This is a genomic window from Pelotalea chapellei, assembly GCF_018531195.1.
GTDB classification, from domain to species: Bacteria; Desulfobacterota; Desulfuromonadia; order Geobacterales; family Pseudopelobacteraceae; genus Pelotalea; species Pelotalea chapellei.
On record NZ_JAHDYS010000001.1, the window covers coordinates 294,940 to 312,868 of the forward strand.

Sequence of the window (17,929 nt, forward strand, 5' to 3'; positions counted from 1 at the left end):
CGCTGATACCGCTCCTGACTGCCGTTGCTCATCAATGCTTCCAAACCTGAATCGCCTCTCTTTGCGCCGCGTTCACAAAAAGTATAACGACTCCTAAAAACACATTTGAACAATAGTTTACCACAATAAAAAAATATTTTATAGGATACTGTATACAATTTCTGTCGTAGTTATATCGGCACCGACAATAAAATGCAACAAAAATTTTAAGGGATTTACGGCATTAGAATTGATATTTTTTCATTTGAATGAGTCAACTGCTTCAATCCTTCATTACTGATATAAAAGGTATTTTCAATCCCTACGGCACCTTCACCGGGAAAAACCAGTTTGGGCTCAAAAGCGAAAGCCATACCTACTTCCAGTGTCATTGAATGAAAACCTCGAGCTATGAAAGGATACTCATCAATTTCAATTCCCAATCCATGTCCGATAAATGAAACCTGGGACCCGCTACCCCCCATAAAAGCGTCAGCATATCCCATTCGCTCTGCAAGACTCAGACACTCATCATAAACTACTCCCCACGGTGTGCCAGGTTGAACAAGCTCCTTCATGCGTTCCTGAACCTTCAGCATGTCATCATACCCTTTACAGAGGCGCTCAGAAAGCCCGCCAATTGCAAAAACCCGGGTTTGGTCAACAAGGTAGCCATCAACACATCCTGCAAAATCAACAATTAACGGTTCATTTGCCTCAATACGCTTTAAGCCAGCCCCCTGACCAAAAGAAGGAGTGCAACCCAAACCGCCTAAAGGTGTGTCGGAGTATGACGGGACAGCACTGTCCGTACCGGAGAAAACATGGCCAAAGAGCAACTCGGAGTTAAATCCTCGCATACGCACTAATCCCTGATGCCCGTTTTTCCGGGCGATGAACTCCAGCTCGGCGGCTAAATCCAGATCAGTCATACCGACTCTAAGCACTTCATGCACCCGCCGGTAAACCTTGTCGACCTGATCAGCCGCATCTTGCATAAGGTGAATCTCATAGTGAGACTTGATCATCCGGACCTTTCGGATGAGCGGTGTTGCATCGACATACTCGGCTTCAGAAAAAACCTGCCTATAACGATCAAAGAAATTAACCGGCAAAACATCCAGTTCAAATCCTATCCTCTGCGGCACTGCATAACCATGATCGGCCAATACGCCTGGTATGTCCTTCATTGACCTGAACGGTACAACGTCCCTCAGGCCGGATTCCATCCGTGCCCTGCCCCAATCTTTGCGCACCATGTATAGGGGCTGGCCTTGGGCGGGTATGTAGAGATTGCCGCTTTGTATGGTACCTGTGAAATAAAAGAGGTCAGCATTCTGAATGATGATGACAGCATCAATAGAGGCCTCTATCATGTATTTCTGCAAGGTGCTGCAACGATATTCAAGTTCGGTGGCTGGTGTCAGGCGCATCTTATTCCTTCCTGTATTTACTTCTGTTCTGCTTCAGCTTTCTGTCGTCTTTGAAGCTCCAGTCTGCGCCGCCGCCGTCCTCCCAGGAAAGATTCCTCAATAATAATGGCGACAAAACAAAGTGCAAAAAGCAGAAAAATGAAGGCAAGAATTTTTTGCAGGATCATTTATATCTCTCACTCTCAGGCTGTAAAGCCATCATCTTCAAGTTGCAGTTCCTTGATGGCCATTTCCCGCATCTTGAACTTCTGGATCTTACCGCTGGCTGTCATGGGATAGGAGTCAACAAAACGTACATAACGAGGAATCTTATAATTGGCAATTTTACCTCGGCAGAAGGCTCTGACTTCTTCTTCTGTCATATCAGAATCTTTTTTAAGAATTATGGCTGCCATGACCTCTTCTCCAAATTTACGGTCTGGAACACCGTATATCTGGACATCTGAAATTTTAGGGTGTGTATAAAGAAACTCTTCTATTTCCTTTGGGTAAATATTTTCCCCACCGCGGATGATCATCTGTTTGATGCGGCCTGTTATCTTGCAATAACCGTTTTCATCCATTATGGCAAGATCGCCGGTATGCAACCATCCATCAACATCAATGACCCTCGCAGTTTCTTCAGGCATTTTATAATAACCCTTCATAACCATGTATCCGCGAGCACACAACTCCCCTTGCTTCCCAGGAGGCAGTGCTGCACCGCTTTCAATATCAATTATTTTTACCTCAGCCCCTGGGAGAGCACGACCAACAGTGGCGACCCTTAATTCGATAGAATCCTCCGTGCGGGTTTGCGTAATACCGGGAGACGATTCCGTCTGTCCATACACGCTGGTTATTTCAGTTATGTGCATATCCTTTACAACACGTTTCATAATCTCAATAGGGCAGACAGAGCCGGCCATAATGCCTGTGCGTAAAGAGGTCAGATCAAAGCTGTTGAATTCAGGATGTTCAAGCTCAGCAATAAACATTGTTGGGACACCATGCAATGCCGTACATTTTTCTTTTTCCACAGTTTGAAGTACCTGGAGGGGATTGAAAATTTCAAGAGGGACCATCGTGGAAGCATGTGTAACACAGGCTAGAACACCAAGGACGCTTCCAAAACAGTGAAAGAAGGGAACAGGTATACAAAGACGATCTCTTTCAGTAAATTTCATGCATTCACCGATATAGAAACCGTTATTAATCAAGTTGTAGTGGGTGAGCATCACCCCTTTCGGGAACCCGGTAGTCCCAGAAGTATACTGCATATTGATGGTATCATGGCAATCAAGTGTTGCTTCAACAGAGGCAAGATCATTGTCGCATACATCCTTACCGCGTTCGAGAATTCTATCGAAATTGAACATGCCTGCCGGTGTTTCATTCCCTATGAAGAACACATTTTTTAGAAACGGCAATTTCGGCACGTCCAGTTTTCCAGCTTCACTCTTCGGAAGCTCGGGAATGACGTCACATAGGGTCTTTATATAATCAGAATCTTTGAAAGACCTTACCAAGAAAAGCGAGGTGGAATCTGATTGCTGCAAAATGTACTCAAGCTCTGCAGATTTATAACTTGTGTTAACTGTAACAAGAACAGCACCGATTTTGGCAGTTGCAAATTGCAGGACAACCCATTCTGGAACGTTATATGCCCAGATTGATAAATGATCTCCCTTTTTAACTCCCATAGCCAAAAGACCTTTGGCGACAGTGCGGCAGACATCGTTTAATTGCCGATAGGTATAGCGTAGCCCGCGTTCATGGTAGACCAAGGCCTCGGTTTCTGGGAAACGCTCTGCCATCCGGTCCAGAAGACCTCCGACGGTAAAAGTTAGCTGGGACATGGCTGCTCCTTGTTCATTATATATAATGGTAAAATACTCTAAAGTATTGATTTAAAAGTGGGTTCACTTACCATAGACACCTATGGATGTCAAGCAAAAGCAGGCAAAATCATACGGAAATATAAAGGGTTCTTCAGCAAAAACCAAGTAACCACCTTGCTACGAACAACACTGCCAATTTGTAACTACCCCATACATCTCCACCAGGAGAAACCTTTTACACAAATAGAGAGTAACCGCACCACTCACATTTATACATCATTAATCACACATAATCTGAAACAAGGTATAAGGCGAGAAATACAGTAGAAAGGAAGCACGTAACCCCTTGAATAAAAAAGATTAAATAGAGATAGTATAAGTGTTTTTTAAGGAAAAATTATTTCGGCACGGGGGTTGCTAAGAAAACCGGAAGTTGAAATCACGAGCTCTGCAAATAAGGCAGAAGCTTCAGGAACCGGACACACCGGAGGAGGTTCAGAGTGCTTTATAAATCCGTGAACGAATCCTTCAATGAATTCATTGTAGAGCGAAAAGATACAACATGCATCCGGTGCAAAGTATGCGTCCGCCAATGTGCATACGATGTGCATCGCTACATTGAATCTGAAGATTGCCTTACCGAAGATCACACTCTCTGCATTGGATGCCGTCGCTGTTCAGCGCTCTGCCCTACGGGAGCCATCAGCATCCACCTTAACCAGGAAGCCTTTAAAAAGAATGAATCCTGGTCTACGGCGCACATTCGTAATGTATATGCACAGGCAGATTCAGGCGGTATTTTACTGGCTGCCATGGGAAATCCAGCCAAGTACCCAATTTATTGGGACCATCTATTGCTTGATGCCTCACAGGTGACCAATCCATCTATAGATCCGCTGCGAGAGCCGATGGAACTACGCACCTATTTGGGTAAAAAACCTGACAACATCGAAGTAGTCTATGACAAGACGACCGGCAAACCCAGCCTGAAAACCAAACTGACTCCCCAGCTTAAGCTGGAATATCCGTTTATATTTTCGGCAATGAGCTATGGTGCGCTGAACCTGAACTGTCATCGTGCCATGGCAGCTGCAGCAGAAGAACTGGGCACCATATACAATACAGGTGAAGGGGGACTGCACAAAGACCTTTATCGATATGGGAAAAATGTCATTGTACAAGTAGCCTCGGGCCGCTTTGGCGTTAGCGAGCAGTATCTTAATGCCGGCGTCGGTATCGAAATTAAAATTGGCCAGGGCGCAAAACCGGGTATTGGTGGACACCTTCCAGGTGAAAAGGTCGATGACCAAATATCAGAGACCCGCATGATACCTTTTGGGTCAGACGCAATTTCACCCGCGCCGCATCATGATATTTACTCCATAGAAGACTTGCGTCAGCTGATCTATGCACTTAAAGAAGCCACCAACTATACTAAACCGGTTTCTGTAAAAATAGCGGCTGTTCACCACATTGCTGCTATCGCATCGGGTGTTGCCCGGGCCGGAGCCGATATCATTACCATTGACGGCTTCCGCGGCGGCACTGGTGCAGCTCCCCAAGTTATCCGTGACAATGTCGGTATTCCCATGGAACTGGCACTTGCAGCAGTAGATTCACGTCTTCGTGATGAAGGAATTCGCAACCAGGTTTCCATCGTGGTGGGCGGAGGGGTACGATCCTCCGGCGATGCCATCAAGGCTATCGCTTTGGGTGCAGATGCCATCAACATGGGTACATCAACACTATTGGCCATGGGCTGCACGCTCTGTCAGCGTTGCTATACCGGCAAGTGCCCCTGGGGCATCACCACCAACAACCCTTATCTGGCCAAACGGGTCAATCCGGAACTGGCTGCGGAAAAGTTGGTAAACCTGGTGCATGCTTGGGGTCACGAGATGAAAGAGATCCTAGGAGGCATGGGACTCAACGCTCTGGAATCACTACGCGGCAACCGTTACAAGCTGCGTGCCGTCGGTCTGAGTGAAAAGGATATGTACTTGCTGGGCGTCATGCCCGCCGGAGAGTAACAACATGAAACGAATCTATTCCATTGAAGATGCCTGTATCGGTTGTCACCTATGTGAGATCGGCTGCATAACTGAACATTCATTATCGAAAGATCCTGTCAAGGCGTTTATGCATGAGAAAGAACGCCCAATATCCCGCTGCACTGTTGAAGAATTGAATGGCGGAATTACCTCCCTCTCAACAACCTGCCGGCACTGTGATGAACCGGACTGCCTGCAGGCCTGTATCTCTGGGGCCATTCAGAAAGACTCCGAAGGTGTTGTTCGTCTTGATAGAGAACAGTGCGTTGGTTGTTGGTCCTGTGTCATGGCCTGCCCCTATGGAGCAATACAGCGGAATTTAGCCAGTAAAAAGGCCAACAAGTGTGACCTCTGTCCGGATCGTGAAACACCAGCCTGTGTGGATGCATGCCCTAATAGGGCTCTTGTTTACAGGGAGGGAAGCCAGAAATGAATTATGTAATCGTCGGAAATTCTGTTGCAGCGGTTGGTGCAATTCGAGCCATACGCGCCCTGGACCAGCAAGGCAATATTACAGTCATCTCCAGGGAAAAGCACAATGCCTATGGCAGACCACTTATATCCTATCTGCTGGGTGGCCTGATCAATGAAAAACGGATGTCTTATCTGCCTGATGAATTTTACAGCAGGCACCGCATCAATCTTCTGCTTAATTCTGAAGTCATCGGGGTAGATACTGATTCCAGAAAAGTAAAACTGGTTGGTGGGGACACCATTGCTTATGACAGATTGCTCCTGGCCACAGGGGGAGACCCTTTTGTACCTCCTATTGAAGGAATAGCTGACAAGGATCGTATTTTTACCTTTACCACGTGGGACGATGCCGCCAAACTGAAAGTCATTTCTCAAGACATCAACCATGCCGTGGTAATCGGTGGTGGATTGATCGGTCTGAAAGCAGCCGAAGGGCTTAATCTGCTCAACAAAAGTGTAACTGTTATTGAATTGGCTGACAGAGTTCTATCATCAGCTTTTGATCGTCCGGCCGGCAAGATTGTAGCTCGCAAGATGAAGGCAAATGGAATCGATGTAATCACTGAGGATACTGTTGTCCGCATTGAAGGTGAAGGAACAGAAATCACGGGAGTTACCCTTAAGTCAGGTGATTTCATCCCTTGCGATACCGTCATAGTTGCAATTGGTGTTCGCCCCGCCGCAGGCTTTCTTAAGGAAAGCAATATAGAGATCAAGCGTGGCATTGTTGTTGACAATACAATGGCTACCTCCGCAAAAGATGTATTTGCAGCAGGCGATGTGGCCGAAGCAGCTGATTTTTTTAGCGAGCAGAAAAATCCGATGCCTATCTGGCCTGACGCCTATATTCAGGGCGATATCGCCGGCACCGCCATGGCTGGCGGTGCAAAGACATATGCTGGTGGTCTTGCCATGAACTCCATTGAATTCTTCAAAGTATCCACCATCTCAATGGGTATCACCAATCCAGCAGACCCAAGTGAATTTGAAATCCATTCTTTTCAGGATATTCAAAATTACCAGTACAGAAAAATAGTTCTTAAAAACAATCTTTTGGTGGGTGCCGTTCTCGTCGGCAACGTTGATCGTGCAGGCATTTTTTCTGGTTTGATAAAAGAGAAAATAGACATGAAATTGTTTAAAGAAAGCCTATTGCTTCCTGATTTCGGGTTCGTCAATCTTTCACGGGAAATAAGAGACACACTTTTTTCCCCCCTTGGCAAGAGCGTGAACAAAGACATACCTGCCATGGCGACTGGACACTAGAGATGCAGGGGCGATCTTCAGGTCGCCTTATTACCGGCGTTGCGGGGGATTAATCCCCTACAGAACTCCTCCGAGGAAGAACCAATGAAACCACATGCAACTCATCATTTTCAAAAAGATATCTCCAACTGCGGCCTCACCGGTTTCATATCTAAAAAAGGCACACGCGTTGGTGGAGAAGTCATTATCAAGTCAATAGCGCTGATGCACGACCGTGGAAACGGCTTGGGGGGCGGCTTTGGCGCCTATGGCATTTATCCGGAATATAAGGAACTGTATGCTTTCCATGTGATGTATGAAAACACCATGGCCCAACAGCTCACCGAGGAATATCTGGAATCTAATTTCCATATAGAGCAACAGGAAGACATTCCTACGCGTCGCACAAAAGCAATCGCAAATCCTCCTGTATTCAAACGCTACTTTGCTAAGCCACTGGCGACGGATGAATTTCGTGAGGCCATTGAATATCAGGGACTAACTGAAGAGGATATGATTGTTCGTCATGTCATGGCGATTAACCATGAAATAGAGGGAGCTTTTGTCGTTTCTTCCGGAAAAAACATGGGAGCTTTTAAAGGGGTTGGTTTTCCCGAAGACATAGCTGATTTTTTTCGCCTAGAAGAATATAGCGGCCATATCTGGACAGCCCACAATCGTTTTCCCACCAATACTCCTGGTTGGTGGGGAGGTGCTCACCCTTTCACCCTTCTGGATTGGTCCATCGTTCACAATGGCGAAATATCCTCCTATGGCATAAACAAACGCTATCTTGAAATGTATGGATATCTCTGCACAATGCTGACCGACACCGAGGTTGTTGCCTACATGCTTGACCTTCTGATCCGCAAGCATGGCCTTCCTGCTTCTCTGGCATGTACTGCACTTGCACCTCCATTCTGGGAGTTAATCGATCAGATGCCGAACAATGAGCGTGAACTTCTCACCGCCATACGCCAGGTATATGGCAGCGGCTTGCTGAATGGCCCCTTTGCCATTCTGTTTGCGAGCAATCAGGGACTGATCGGACTTAATGACCGGGTCAAGCTGCGCCCCCTGGTATGCGCGGAATATGAAGATTTCGTCTATATGGCATCAGAAGAATCCGCCATACGTGAAATCTGTCCGAATCCATCCAGAATATGGTCCCCACGCGGTGGAGAGCCGGTCATTACTATGGTTGAAGGTAACGTCTAAAACTACGGGACCGACCTAAATCATCAGGAGTCCTATATTATCACCCGGTGACCTTTTGTCGCCTGCACTTGTATCCGGAGGCAATGCATGAAAATCAACGCCCAGGGTCTTTACTACCGAGACCTGAACGAAAGAATCCGTAACGCGGTTGAAAGCGGAACAAATACTATTGAACTCGACAATGTCAACGGTCAGTATTTTATTGGCGATGGACTCAATAAACCGGTTACGATCACCATTAACGGCGTTCCCGGTAATGATCTTGCGGCTTTTATGAATGGAGCGACAATAATCGTTACTGAAAATGCACAGGACAACATCGGCAACACAATGAATGCAGGTAAAGTAGTTGTCCACGGACATGCCGGCGATGTCCTGGGATATGGGATGCGCGGTGGCAGAATTCATATACGCAAGGATGTTGGGTACCGTGTTGGAATCCATATGAAGTCATATCAGGAAAACAAGCCGGTTTTGATTGCCGGGGGCAATGCAGGTGATTTTTTTGGTGAATATATGGCTGGAGGAGTTTTAATCCTGCTCGGCATGTTCAGCGACAATCCCGAAAAAGATAAACATGGCTTTTTGTTTGGAACAGGAATGCATGGCGGTGTCATTTACGTACGTGGCGGTGTGGATGAATCCAGGCTGGCAAAAGAAGTCGGCGTATTTGAAGTGGATGATGAAGACCGTAAAAATATCAACGAAATGATGTCTGAATATTGTAAAGATTTTGGTCTTGATCCAACAGTCATACTAAATGAACGTTTCGTCAAGGTGCTGCCCCGCAGCAAACGCCCCTATGGCAATATGTATTGCCCTATGCCTAAATAAATTTTACCCACCTTACCTCTCCTAAAGGGAAGAAGCCGACGGCATCTTCCCTTTTTTATTAAGAATCAATTCCTGCTTTATTTTATCAAACAGCTTTCATCTCCTAAACGACCCAAAGTCAGAATTTAAAATCGCCTAGCAAAGCATTGATATTTGATCATATTCTCGTTTTTTCCTTCAAATAATTCTTTTACAAACGACCTTCCACTCATCACGTCAACAAAAAGATGGCACCTATGCACAAATTGTCATCCTGTTTTGCGGGACCATCAACTCCCTTTTCACTACCAAAAACGTATTACAAAATTTAATTTTTCATCTTCTGTATCTATTTAAGCACTTGCTATTTTTATATTTTTTAGTACATAAATATTATACTAATTTTTTTATTGACATAATTAGAACGTCGTACTACAAAATTACTATACAGATTTACGATATTTTATAAATGTGTTTCATAATAAGTAAAATGAAGTTTGGAGCACACGATGGATAGAGAGCGAGGCACATATTCAGTACAGGCAGTTGTCAAGGCTTTCGACCTTCTTGAGCTTTTGGCTGCAGATGGCTCCAATCCAACAGTGCCATTCCTAGCTTCCCGGCTTGAACTCAGCAGGAACAAAGTTTTTCGTCTTTTGGCAACCCTCGAAGACAAGGGGCTGGTAGAACGGGACGAGAACACGGGCATGTACAGACTTGGACTTGGAGCTTTTGAAATGTCTCAGCACATTCTCAAGAGCGCCAGTCTTATCCGTCTGGCTCATCCAATCATGGAAGAACTTGCCAGAAAACATGATGAGGCCATATACATCACTGTTCTGAATAATGACGAAGTGCTGTTTCTGGACATGGTTGACTCCTTTCAGCAGATCAAGGCTGTTGCGCTGGTCGGAAAAAGATTTCCTTTTTTTACTAATGCTGCCGGCAAGGCAATCAAAGCCATGAGCTCCGCTGATGTAATCGAGAAAATGGGGAAACGTCGCTCTTCAAAAACTGGTATCGAAGACATTAAAAAATTAGAGCTTGAGCTGAATGACATCCGCATGCGTGGTGTGGCCGTCGATAACGGAGGATTGGGAGAGGGAATTTGTGCCGTTGCGGTTGCCATAAAAGACTATGCAGGCAAAGTGGTAGGAGCCTTGACCATGCTGGCCCCTTCGTTCCGCATGTTACAGGAACGATTGGAGCAGGAAATCATTCCCTCCATGCTGGAGGGGGCAGAAGAGCTTTCAATGAAGTTCGGGTATGCGAAAATTCATGCGTAAGAAAACCAATTCATTACACGAAAGGAGAGTCGCACAGAGGAGCTGTACATTATTTTAACCAGTTACAAAGAAAGGAGAAATTCTCATGGCAGAGAAACAGTACAATTGGGCTGCAATAGCCAAAAATCCAAAGTTCATCGAGCTGCACCACAAAAAATCGGCCTTCCTTTTCGGTTGGTGGATCTTCTCCAGCGTGTACTATTTCCTGCTTCCCATTGGGGCAGCATACGCACCTGGTCTGTTCAAAATCAAAATCATCAGCAACATCAATTTTGGTTACATCTTCGCCCTTTCCCAGTTTTTTGTATCCTGGGGAATCGCAATGTATTATGCCCATGTAGCCAATAAGGATTTTGACCGCCTGACCAGGGAACTGGTTGAGGAAGTTTCCAAATAAGACAAAGAGAGGAGGTTGAGACATGAAAAATATTTTTGTTGCCTTACTGATTACGCTCTCCTTGGGCACTCTGTGCTTTGCTGAGGAGCCTAAAAAAGATGCTCCCGGTGCAGCTCCTGCTGCTTCCGCTCCCGTAGCAGGGCAGCCCGCTACAACCGGCACTCCTGCCGTTGCCGCTCCATCCGTTGCTGTTCCAGCTCCTGCAGCTGTACCAGCCAAGCCTGCAGACGACAAGGGAAAGCTCAAAGCTAATCCTAAGGTCACCATACCGATATTCCTAATTATCGTTGGCGCCACCATGGGCGTTGTTGTCTGGTCAGCAAAGCAGACCAAGTCGGCATCCGACTTCTACACTGCCGGCGGTGGCATCACAGGCACCCAGAACGGCTGGGCCATTGCTGGCGACTACATGTCTGCTGCCTCATTCCTGGGTATTTCCGGAATGATTTCCCTCTATGGGTATGACGGATTCATGTATTCCGTAGGCTGGCTGGTTGCTTATATCACCGTTCTGCTGATTGTTGCCGAGCCCTGCCGCAATGCCGGCAAGTACACCCTTGGCGACATCCTCGCCTTCCGCACCAATCCAAAACCGGTACGTGCTGTTGCCGCAATTTCCGTCGTTTCCGTCTCTACTTTCTATCTGACCGCTCAAATGGTTGGTGCAGGCAAACTGATGCAGCTATTGCTTGGCATTGACTACAAGATTGCCATCATCGGCGTCGGCATCCTGATGGTTGGTTACGTTGTTTTCGGCGGAATGACCGCCACGACCTGGGTACAGATCATCAAGGCCGGTCTGCTCATGACAGGTGCTGGTGTCCTGTCTGTGCTGGTCATGCTGAAATCCGGCATGAGCCCCCTGCAATTTTTCACGGACATTGCCACCAATGACAAGATTATTGATCACGTAAAACTGTTGCCAATCTACCTGAAAGAGCTGGATGCTGGTACAGCAACTGCCGATCCAGGCCAACGCTTCCTTGAGCCGGGCCTGTTCCTGACTAACCCGCTTGACCAGATTTCCCTCGGTATGGCTCTGGTCCTCGGTACTGCAGGTATGCCGCACATTCTGATGCGCTTCTTCACTGTTCCTACCGCTATCGCAGCACGTAAGTCTGTTATCGTAGCCATGTTCATCATCGGCTCCTTCTACATCCTCACAACCCTGCTCGGCTTCGGCGCTGCGATTCATCTCAGCCCCCAGAACATCATGAAAGTGGACAAGGGCGGCAACATGGCTGCCATGATGCTCGCAAAGACAATGGGCGGCGACATCTCTCCGTTCGTTGGTGACCTGTTGCTTGCTTTCCTCTGCGCCGTTGCCTTCGCCACCATTCTGGCTGTTGTTTCCGGTCTGGTTCTGGCAGCATCTGCAGCCATCGCACATGACATCTATGTTAATGTCATCAAGGATGGTCACGCTGATCAGCACGAGCAGGTTCTTGCTGCTCGCGTAACCTCGCTGGTTGTTGGTGTTATGGGTATCGTCATCGGTATTGCCGCTGAAAAACAGAACGTTGCCCATCTGGTTGCTCTGGCCTTTGCCGTTGCTTCCTCCGGCAACCTGCCGGTTGTAGTGCTCTCACTGTTCTGGCGCAAGTTTAATACCGCTGGCGTCATCTCCGGTTTGGTAGTTGGTACCATTGCTTCCATCGGTTTGGTTATGGTTTCTCCAAACATGACCTACCCCAACAAGGTGGCCGATGACGCTAAAAAAGCTTACACAAAGTTAGAGAAGGAAGTAGCTGACGGCAAAGTAAAGCCCGAAGCAATGGAAAAAACTATGAAGACCATCTCCGACAAAAAGGCAGAAGAGACCAAGAACCGTGGTGGAAAATCCATGCTCGGTCTTGACAAGCCTCTCTTTACGCTTAAGAACCCAGGCATTGTCTCAATTCCGCTCGGTTTCATGGCTGCCATTCTGGGTGCACTTTTGTTCCCCAGCAAGCGTTCAGAAGAGATGTTCGACGAGATTTATGTTCGTCAGAACACCGGCATCGGCATGGCCAAGGCCATAGATCACTGATGAATGTTTAAATTGTGATATAGTGGGGAAGGCTTTTGCCTTCCCCTTTTTTTATGGCGCATTACTACCCAGTAAATGGAAAGTCTGTGATGATAGACAATAATGGTTCCTCTTTTCTACCAGACCTGTGTCAGATTACCCGTTTCTGTGATGTGAAAGAGATAGGACTTTTACAAGAAAAGATCCGCGTGTTTCTCAATCAAGATCTCTTGCAAATGACAGAATGGACAGAAGAAAGCCATTTCATTCTTCTACGAGTCACACTGGCAAACTTCCAGGAACTATCCCTGCTTCACAAGCGTCTCAATGAGATTGAATCCGAACGTTTCCTTTTAACCAACTCAGTTTCTGCCTTGCATCACAACTGCACCCATTATCGTGATGTAATTGCAACCCGAACCATGGAACTTGTTGCTCATGAAATGTGTGATTCTGGATGGTCACCTCCCCACTCCCTGCCCTATGCTCTGCTTAGCATGGGTAGCGATGGGCGAAAAGAACAAACTCTTATTACTGATCAGGATTACCTGCTGGTGTATGGTGATAATGGAGGTGAGGATGCTGATCTTTACTTTGAAAAGTTTTCAGCATTGCTTGTAGATCGCCTGGAGGAAACCGGATTCAAAAAATGTACTGGTGACATAATGCCTACCAATCCTACATGGCGAGGTTCATTTTCGCAGTGGAGAAAACGCTTACTTTCCATTGTACGATACGAATTTGAGGATTATGCAAAGAACATGATGGACCTGATAGTTCTATCTGATGCTCGATATGTTGCTGGAGACAAGAATCTAGCTGAAGAACTGGCTTTAATGATCCGGGATATGGAGCGGGATTATTTTCGAGTTCTTTGGGGAATGGCAAAAGCTGCTACGGAAATGAGGTTAGCGCTCGGTTTTTTGAAAAGGATCTGGACTGAAAGCAGTGGAGAACATAAAGGAGAGTTCAATTTAAAACTTCTCGCCTGGGCTCCACTTGTAATGAATATCCGTATTTTGGCAATTAACCAAGGGGTTCCTGCTACAAGCACTGTTGAAAGAATCAGCATGCTGGAAAAAGAGGGTAGTTTTTCGGCAGGTTTTTCAGATGATCTTCATAATGCCTACCTGATCCTCACAAAACACCGCATTCTTCTGCAAATAAAAGTCTTAAAAGGTATACAAAAAGACTCTTATTACCTAAATCCTTTCCAACTCCCCACCGGAGAAATTGAAAAAATCCACAATGCTCTTCTGAAAATTGAAGAATTGCAGAAAATTATCCATTCTAATTTTTCCATTGTATAAAAAAAGCCCGGCATTGAGCCGGGCTTTTTAAGATCACTTATCGCAACGATTTAAGCACTTGCAGCCAGCGCCTTCTCGTACCCCATGCTAAAAGCTTTTTTATTTAATTCAAGAAAAGCTTCAGGAACACTGGAGAGCACTGCTTTCTCGGCATTTTCACGGCTCACCTGACCAGTCAGCGCAACCATGGCACCAAGGGCAACGATATTGGCAACTATTTCGCGGCCTACATCATTTTTTGCGGTGTTGATAATCGGAAAGGAAACTGTCTTGAAGTTCCCTTCAGGAATTTTCACTACCAGATCTGAATCGATTAGAAGTACCCCACCCTCTTTAAGATCATGAGAATACTTATTAGCAGCTTCCTGCGTCATAGCCAGCAGTGCATCGCACTGGGTAACTTTGGGATAGTCGATGGGACCATCAGAAATTATAACTTCCGACTTGGAAGCTCCACCACGAGCCTCTGGACCGTAGCTCTGTGACTGCACAGCCTGCTTACCCTCGTAAATAGAAGCGGCTTTCGCCATGATGATACCGGCGGTTATAAGACCCTGCCCGCCAGCACCGGAAAACCTGAGTTCATATCTTGACATCTATATCTCTCCTTTTCCTGTAGTGATTACTTTGCCTGGGCCCGCTCAATGACCTTGGCATATTCGGCGGTGTATTCAGGTTTTTCTTCTTTATAAAGAACACCAGTTAGAATTTTGCCCTGAAGTTGTTCGGCTGTCATTTTTTCAGCAGCTTTGACAGGTACAGCAACCTCTTTGAGACGATTCATCATTTCGATTACCGATTTGTACTTGTTGCGACGTCCATAAGTAGTAGGGCAGTCATCCAGAATTTCAACCACTGAAAACCCTTTATGCTGAATCGCCTCAACAATCAGCTTATCGATCTGATTGGCATGAAACGCTGTTCCGCGGGCAACGAAAGTAGCACCAGCTCCGATTGCGAGCTTCGCGATATCGAAACAGGGATCGGGGTTACCGTAAGGTGTTGTGGATGCTTTATGACCAGTAGGGGTGGCAGGGGAGAACTGTCCGCCTGTCATACCATAAATATAGTTGTTCATGATGATATAGGTCATATCTATGTTGCGTCGGCAGGCGTGAATGAAGTGGTTTCCACCGATAGCAGTACCGTCACCATCGCCACCGCACAGAATGACGTTCATCTCAGGTTTAGCAAGCTTGACACCAGTTGCAAAAGCAGCGGCGCGACCGTGGGCGGTGTGAAGGGTGCAGCAGTCAATGTAGCCCGGCAGACGTGATGCACAACCAATTCCGGAAACAATTGCAGTATTTTCCTTCTTGAGTCCGAGGGTATCCATGGCGCGGATCAAACCCTTCATAACAATACCGTGACCGCAACCCGGGCACCAGATATGGGGCAGCTTGCCCGGACGAATATATTTATCGTAATCAAATGCCATGGTTACTTAACCTCCTTCATCTTGTCGAGAATCTGATCGGGATTGATCGGCTCACCATCTACACGGAAGATACCGTGGATCGGTGCCTTGCCCTGGGCGCAGCGCTCGACTTCGTTGGCGCACATGCCAAGATTCATTTCAGGAACGATAAAGCCTTTTACTTTGCCGGCAAGAGCCTTGATCTGCTTGTCGGGGAATGGCCAGAATGTTTTGATGCGGAACATACCAGCCTTGAGGCCCTGCTCGCGTGCAGCATTGACTGCATAACGTGCGGAGCGTGATGTTGAGCCATACGCAATGACTACAACGTCGGCATCATCCAGTTGATACTCTTCAAAGGTGACAATATCATCAGCATTTGCCTCGACTTTGCGCACCTGACGCTCTTCCTCAGCCTGAACGATTTCCGCTTTTGTTGTCGGGAAACCGTCCTGCATTTTATTAAGGCCGGTAACATGGAATTTGTAACCGGAGCCGAAGGATGCCAAGGGAGGAACATCACCGAAAGAGGTGTCGTAAGGCTTGTACTGTTCAGGTGAAACAGAGGGTGATTTACGGGAAACGACTTCTACTTCTCCCTGCTCGGGAAATACGATGCGTTCACGCATGTGAGCAACGATCTCGTCAGGCATAACCATTACTGGTGTACGGTATTTTTCAGAGAGATTGAATGCTCGAATAACTTCTTCATATGTTTCCTGAACAGAAGCAGGAACCAAGCAGATGGCGGGATGATCGCCATGGGTACCCCATTTGGCGGCCATCACGTCGGACTGGCTTGGTCCTGTCGGCATCCCGGTTGAAGGACCGCCACGCATTACATTGTAAACAACACATGGAATTTCAGCTATACAACCATAGCCGATTAATTCTTGCTTTAGGGAGAGTCCCGGTCCTGAGGTGGAAGTAAGGACTTTGGAACCGGCCAGTGAGGCACCCAGAATAGCTGCCATGGCACCTATCTCATCTTCCATCTGTACAAATTTCCCGCCAATCTTAGGAAGTTCTACAGACATTACCTCCGCCACCTCCGTTGAAGGGGTGATCGGGTAGCCGCCGAAAAAGTTGCAGCCGGCATAAAGTGCACCGTGTGCTGCGGCCTCGTTACCCTGAAGAAACGCTACTTTTTTTGACACTGTTCATTTCCTCCCGTTGATTTATTCAGTAATGACCTTGATTGCAAAATCAGGACACCTTAATTCGCATTGCATACACTTGATGCATGCCTCCAGATTCTTGACCGTGGCATAAAATCCCTTCATCTCAAGAACTTTTGTGGGGCAAAACTCGACACAAATGTGGCACCCCTTGCAGTACTTCTCGATAATCTCGATTTTCGGCAGTTTTTTCTCCATCTGATAAGACTCCTTTAATTACGTTTAATAGGTGTGGAATACACCCCCATAATGTGGCAAAAGAAGGGCGGATGAATCCGCCCTTCTTTCACGTTTTGCGACGGTGTGAATAAAATTAGCTAAATGCTATTTCATACTTCCTACCAATTCCTTTACTGCAGCTACGGATTTGTCCATCATAGCCTGCTCTTCTGCATCAAGCTTGAACTGAATTATGCTTTCAACACCTTTTTCTCCAAGAACAGCTGGAACACCCACGTAGAAGCCACTGACGCCAAACTCACCCTGCAAGAAACAGCAGGTGGGCAGTACGCGCTTTTGATCCTTGAGAATCGACTCAGCCATGGCAATGGCTGAAGATGCAGGGGAATAGAAAGCCGAGCCTGTTTTGAGCAATGCAACAACCTCACCACCGGCGCCGCGGGTACGCTTGACCATGGCTTCCATGACTTCCTTGGCTTTGGCCTTGTCGTTATATTTCTGTTCCAGCAGTTCCATAACAGGAATGCCATTGACACTGGCATAACGAACCAAGGGGACCATATCATCACCGTGACCACCAAGAGTCATGGCAGTAACATCCTTCACTGACACGCCCAATTCCCAGGCAATGAAGGTAGCAAAGCGGGCCGAATCCAGCACCCCGGCTTGGCCAATAACGCGACTGTGGGGAAAACCGGTAATTTTCTGGCAAAGAGTTACCATTGCATCAAGGGGATTAGAGATGACAATGACGATTGAATCAGGAGCATACTGTTTGATTCCTTCAGCAACGCTGGTCATGATTTTGGAATTGACCTCAATCAGGTCGTCACGGCTCATGCCTGGTTTGCGGGGGAGGCCGGCGGTTACGATGACGATATCAGAACCTTTGATGTCTTCGTAGCTGTTGGTACCTTTAAGGCATACATCGTAACGATCGACAGGACCGACTTCGGCGATGTCGAGCATTTTACCCTGGGGCAGTCCCTCTACGATATCAAACAGAACAACGTCGCCAAGTTCACGCAGGGCGCAAAGCTGAGCAAGAACACCACCAATTTGTCCACCACCGATGAGAGAAATTTTCTTACGTGCCATACTGTTTCCTCCTTTTGATTTA

17 protein-coding genes are annotated in these 17,929 nt (G+C 46.8%); 9 read left to right on the forward strand and 8 right to left on the reverse strand.

Annotation, left to right across the window (positions count from 1 at the left end):
* Nucleotides 1–215: 215 nt before the first annotated feature.
* From KJB30_RS01370 to KJB30_RS01380, 3 genes are read right to left on the reverse strand one after another with little or no spacing between them, the layout of a single operon-like run.
* The gene (locus KJB30_RS01370) at nucleotides 216–1,412 is read right to left on the reverse strand and encodes a M24 family metallopeptidase (RefSeq protein WP_214296125.1); all 1,197 of its coding nucleotides are present in this window, start codon (nucleotides 1,410–1,412) and stop codon (nucleotides 216–218) included.
* Nucleotides 1,413–1,429: 17 nt separating this feature from the next.
* Nucleotides 1,430–1,579: a hypothetical protein gene (locus tag KJB30_RS01375; protein ID WP_214296126.1), complete on the reverse strand. Its 150-nt coding sequence runs from the start codon at nucleotides 1,577–1,579 to the stop codon at nucleotides 1,430–1,432.
* 15 nt (nucleotides 1,580–1,594) lie between these two features.
* Nucleotides 1,595–3,250 carry an AMP-binding protein gene (locus tag KJB30_RS01380; RefSeq protein WP_214296127.1) on the reverse strand — a complete coding sequence of 552 codons (1,656 nt, stop codon included), beginning with the start codon at nucleotides 3,248–3,250 and terminating at the stop codon, nucleotides 1,595–1,597.
* A 482-nt stretch (nucleotides 3,251–3,732) separates the two neighbouring features.
* Here KJB30_RS01380 and KJB30_RS01385 point away from each other — a divergent pair, with 482 nt between their 5' ends.
* The 9 genes from KJB30_RS01385 to KJB30_RS01425 all read left to right on the forward strand — a co-directional run bounded on the left by KJB30_RS01385 (nucleotide 3,733) and on the right by KJB30_RS01425 (nucleotide 14,034).
* Entirely contained in the window at nucleotides 3,733–5,262 is a 1,530-nt protein-coding gene (locus KJB30_RS01385; protein WP_214296128.1) for a glutamate synthase-related protein, read from the forward strand.
* Between the two features lie 4 nt (nucleotides 5,263–5,266).
* Nucleotides 5,267–5,716, forward strand: a complete 450-nt coding sequence (locus tag KJB30_RS01390) for a 4Fe-4S dicluster domain-containing protein (RefSeq protein ID WP_214296129.1) — start codon at nucleotides 5,267–5,269, stop codon at nucleotides 5,714–5,716.
* Complete coding sequence (locus KJB30_RS01395; protein ID WP_214296130.1) at nucleotides 5,713–7,023, forward strand: NAD(P)/FAD-dependent oxidoreductase; 1,311 nt, start codon at nucleotides 5,713–5,715, stop codon at nucleotides 7,021–7,023. Before KJB30_RS01390 ends, KJB30_RS01395 begins: the two co-directional genes overlap by 4 nt.
* 84 nt (nucleotides 7,024–7,107) lie before the next feature.
* Nucleotides 7,108–8,220 (forward strand): class II glutamine amidotransferase, encoded by a 1,113-nt coding sequence (locus KJB30_RS01400; RefSeq protein ID WP_214296131.1) that lies wholly within the window; start codon nucleotides 7,108–7,110, stop codon nucleotides 8,218–8,220.
* 87 nt (nucleotides 8,221–8,307) lie between these two features.
* Nucleotides 8,308–9,054 carry a GltB/FmdC/FwdC-like GXGXG domain-containing protein gene (locus KJB30_RS01405; protein WP_214296132.1) on the forward strand — a complete coding sequence of 249 codons (747 nt, stop codon included), beginning with the start codon at nucleotides 8,308–8,310 and terminating at the stop codon, nucleotides 9,052–9,054.
* Nucleotides 9,055–9,542: 488 nt separating this feature from the next.
* Nucleotides 9,543–10,319, forward strand: a complete 777-nt coding sequence (locus KJB30_RS01410; protein ID WP_214296133.1) for an IclR family transcriptional regulator — start codon at nucleotides 9,543–9,545, stop codon at nucleotides 10,317–10,319.
* A gap of 85 nt (nucleotides 10,320–10,404) precedes the next feature.
* A complete protein-coding gene (locus KJB30_RS01415) occupies nucleotides 10,405–10,716 on the forward strand; it encodes a DUF485 domain-containing protein (RefSeq protein ID WP_214296134.1) in 312 nt (103 codons plus the stop codon).
* A gap of 22 nt (nucleotides 10,717–10,738) precedes the next feature.
* On the forward strand, nucleotides 10,739–12,745 hold the full coding sequence (locus KJB30_RS01420) for a solute symporter family protein (protein WP_214296135.1): 2,007 nt from the start codon (nucleotides 10,739–10,741) through the stop codon (nucleotides 12,743–12,745).
* Nucleotides 12,746–12,834: 89 nt separating this feature from the next.
* Nucleotides 12,835–14,034 carry a putative nucleotidyltransferase substrate binding domain-containing protein gene (locus tag KJB30_RS01425; RefSeq protein WP_214296136.1) on the forward strand — a complete coding sequence of 400 codons (1,200 nt, stop codon included), beginning with the start codon at nucleotides 12,835–12,837 and terminating at the stop codon, nucleotides 14,032–14,034.
* Nucleotides 14,035–14,084: 50 nt separating this feature from the next.
* On the opposite strand, the gene KJB30_RS01430 is transcribed toward KJB30_RS01425, so the two are convergent.
* From KJB30_RS01430 to mdh, 5 genes are all read right to left on the reverse strand, one after another.
* Nucleotides 14,085–14,630, reverse strand: a complete 546-nt coding sequence (locus tag KJB30_RS01430; RefSeq protein ID WP_214296137.1) for a 2-oxoacid:acceptor oxidoreductase family protein — start codon at nucleotides 14,628–14,630, stop codon at nucleotides 14,085–14,087.
* Nucleotides 14,631–14,656: 26 nt separating this feature from the next.
* Nucleotides 14,657–15,472 (reverse strand): 2-oxoacid:ferredoxin oxidoreductase subunit beta, encoded by an 816-nt coding sequence (locus KJB30_RS01435; RefSeq protein ID WP_214296138.1) that lies wholly within the window; start codon nucleotides 15,470–15,472, stop codon nucleotides 14,657–14,659.
* 2 nt (nucleotides 15,473–15,474) lie between these two features.
* Nucleotides 15,475–16,608 carry a 2-oxoacid:acceptor oxidoreductase subunit alpha gene (locus tag KJB30_RS01440; RefSeq protein WP_214296139.1) on the reverse strand — a complete coding sequence of 378 codons (1,134 nt, stop codon included), beginning with the start codon at nucleotides 16,606–16,608 and terminating at the stop codon, nucleotides 15,475–15,477.
* Nucleotides 16,609–16,629: 21 nt separating this feature from the next.
* The gene (locus KJB30_RS01445) at nucleotides 16,630–16,827 is read right to left on the reverse strand and encodes a 4Fe-4S binding protein (RefSeq protein WP_214296140.1); all 198 of its coding nucleotides are present in this window, start codon (nucleotides 16,825–16,827) and stop codon (nucleotides 16,630–16,632) included.
* A 126-nt stretch (nucleotides 16,828–16,953) separates the two neighbouring features.
* Nucleotides 16,954–17,907, reverse strand: a complete 954-nt coding sequence (gene mdh, locus KJB30_RS01450) for a malate dehydrogenase (protein ID WP_214296141.1) — start codon at nucleotides 17,905–17,907, stop codon at nucleotides 16,954–16,956.
* Nucleotides 17,908–17,929: the final 22 nt, after the last annotated feature.

Bases quoted from the DNA above. Each gene is read 5' to 3' on its own strand.
- KJB30_RS01415 (WP_214296134.1), top strand. From the start codon at position 10,405: ATGGCAGAGAAACAGTACAATTGGGCTGCAATAGCCAAAAATCCAAAG.
- KJB30_RS01435 (WP_214296138.1), bottom strand. From the start codon at position 15,472: ATGGCATTTGATTACGATAAATATATTCGTCCGGGCAAGCTGCCCCAT.
- KJB30_RS01405 (WP_214296132.1), top strand. From the start codon at position 8,308: ATGAAAATCAACGCCCAGGGTCTTTACTACCGAGACCTGAACGAAAGA.
- KJB30_RS01390 (WP_214296129.1), top strand. From the start codon at position 5,267: ATGAAACGAATCTATTCCATTGAAGATGCCTGTATCGGTTGTCACCTA.
- KJB30_RS01420 (WP_214296135.1), top strand. From the start codon at position 10,739: ATGAAAAATATTTTTGTTGCCTTACTGATTACGCTCTCCTTGGGCACT.
- KJB30_RS01425 (WP_214296136.1), top strand. From the start codon at position 12,835: ATGATAGACAATAATGGTTCCTCTTTTCTACCAGACCTGTGTCAGATT.
- KJB30_RS01380 (WP_214296127.1), bottom strand. From the start codon at position 3,250: ATGTCCCAGCTAACTTTTACCGTCGGAGGTCTTCTGGACCGGATGGCA.
- KJB30_RS01430 (WP_214296137.1), bottom strand. From the start codon at position 14,630: ATGTCAAGATATGAACTCAGGTTTTCCGGTGCTGGCGGGCAGGGTCTT.
- KJB30_RS01400 (WP_214296131.1), top strand. From the start codon at position 7,108: ATGAAACCACATGCAACTCATCATTTTCAAAAAGATATCTCCAACTGC.
- KJB30_RS01375 (WP_214296126.1), bottom strand. From the start codon at position 1,579: ATGATCCTGCAAAAAATTCTTGCCTTCATTTTTCTGCTTTTTGCACTT.
- KJB30_RS01410 (WP_214296133.1), top strand. From the start codon at position 9,543: ATGGATAGAGAGCGAGGCACATATTCAGTACAGGCAGTTGTCAAGGCT.
- mdh (WP_214296141.1), bottom strand. From the start codon at position 17,907: ATGGCACGTAAGAAAATTTCTCTCATCGGTGGTGGACAAATTGGTGGT.
- KJB30_RS01370 (WP_214296125.1), bottom strand. From the start codon at position 1,412: ATGCGCCTGACACCAGCCACCGAACTTGAATATCGTTGCAGCACCTTG.
- KJB30_RS01445 (WP_214296140.1), bottom strand. From the start codon at position 16,827: ATGGAGAAAAAACTGCCGAAAATCGAGATTATCGAGAAGTACTGCAAG.
- KJB30_RS01395 (WP_214296130.1), top strand. From the start codon at position 5,713: ATGAATTATGTAATCGTCGGAAATTCTGTTGCAGCGGTTGGTGCAATT.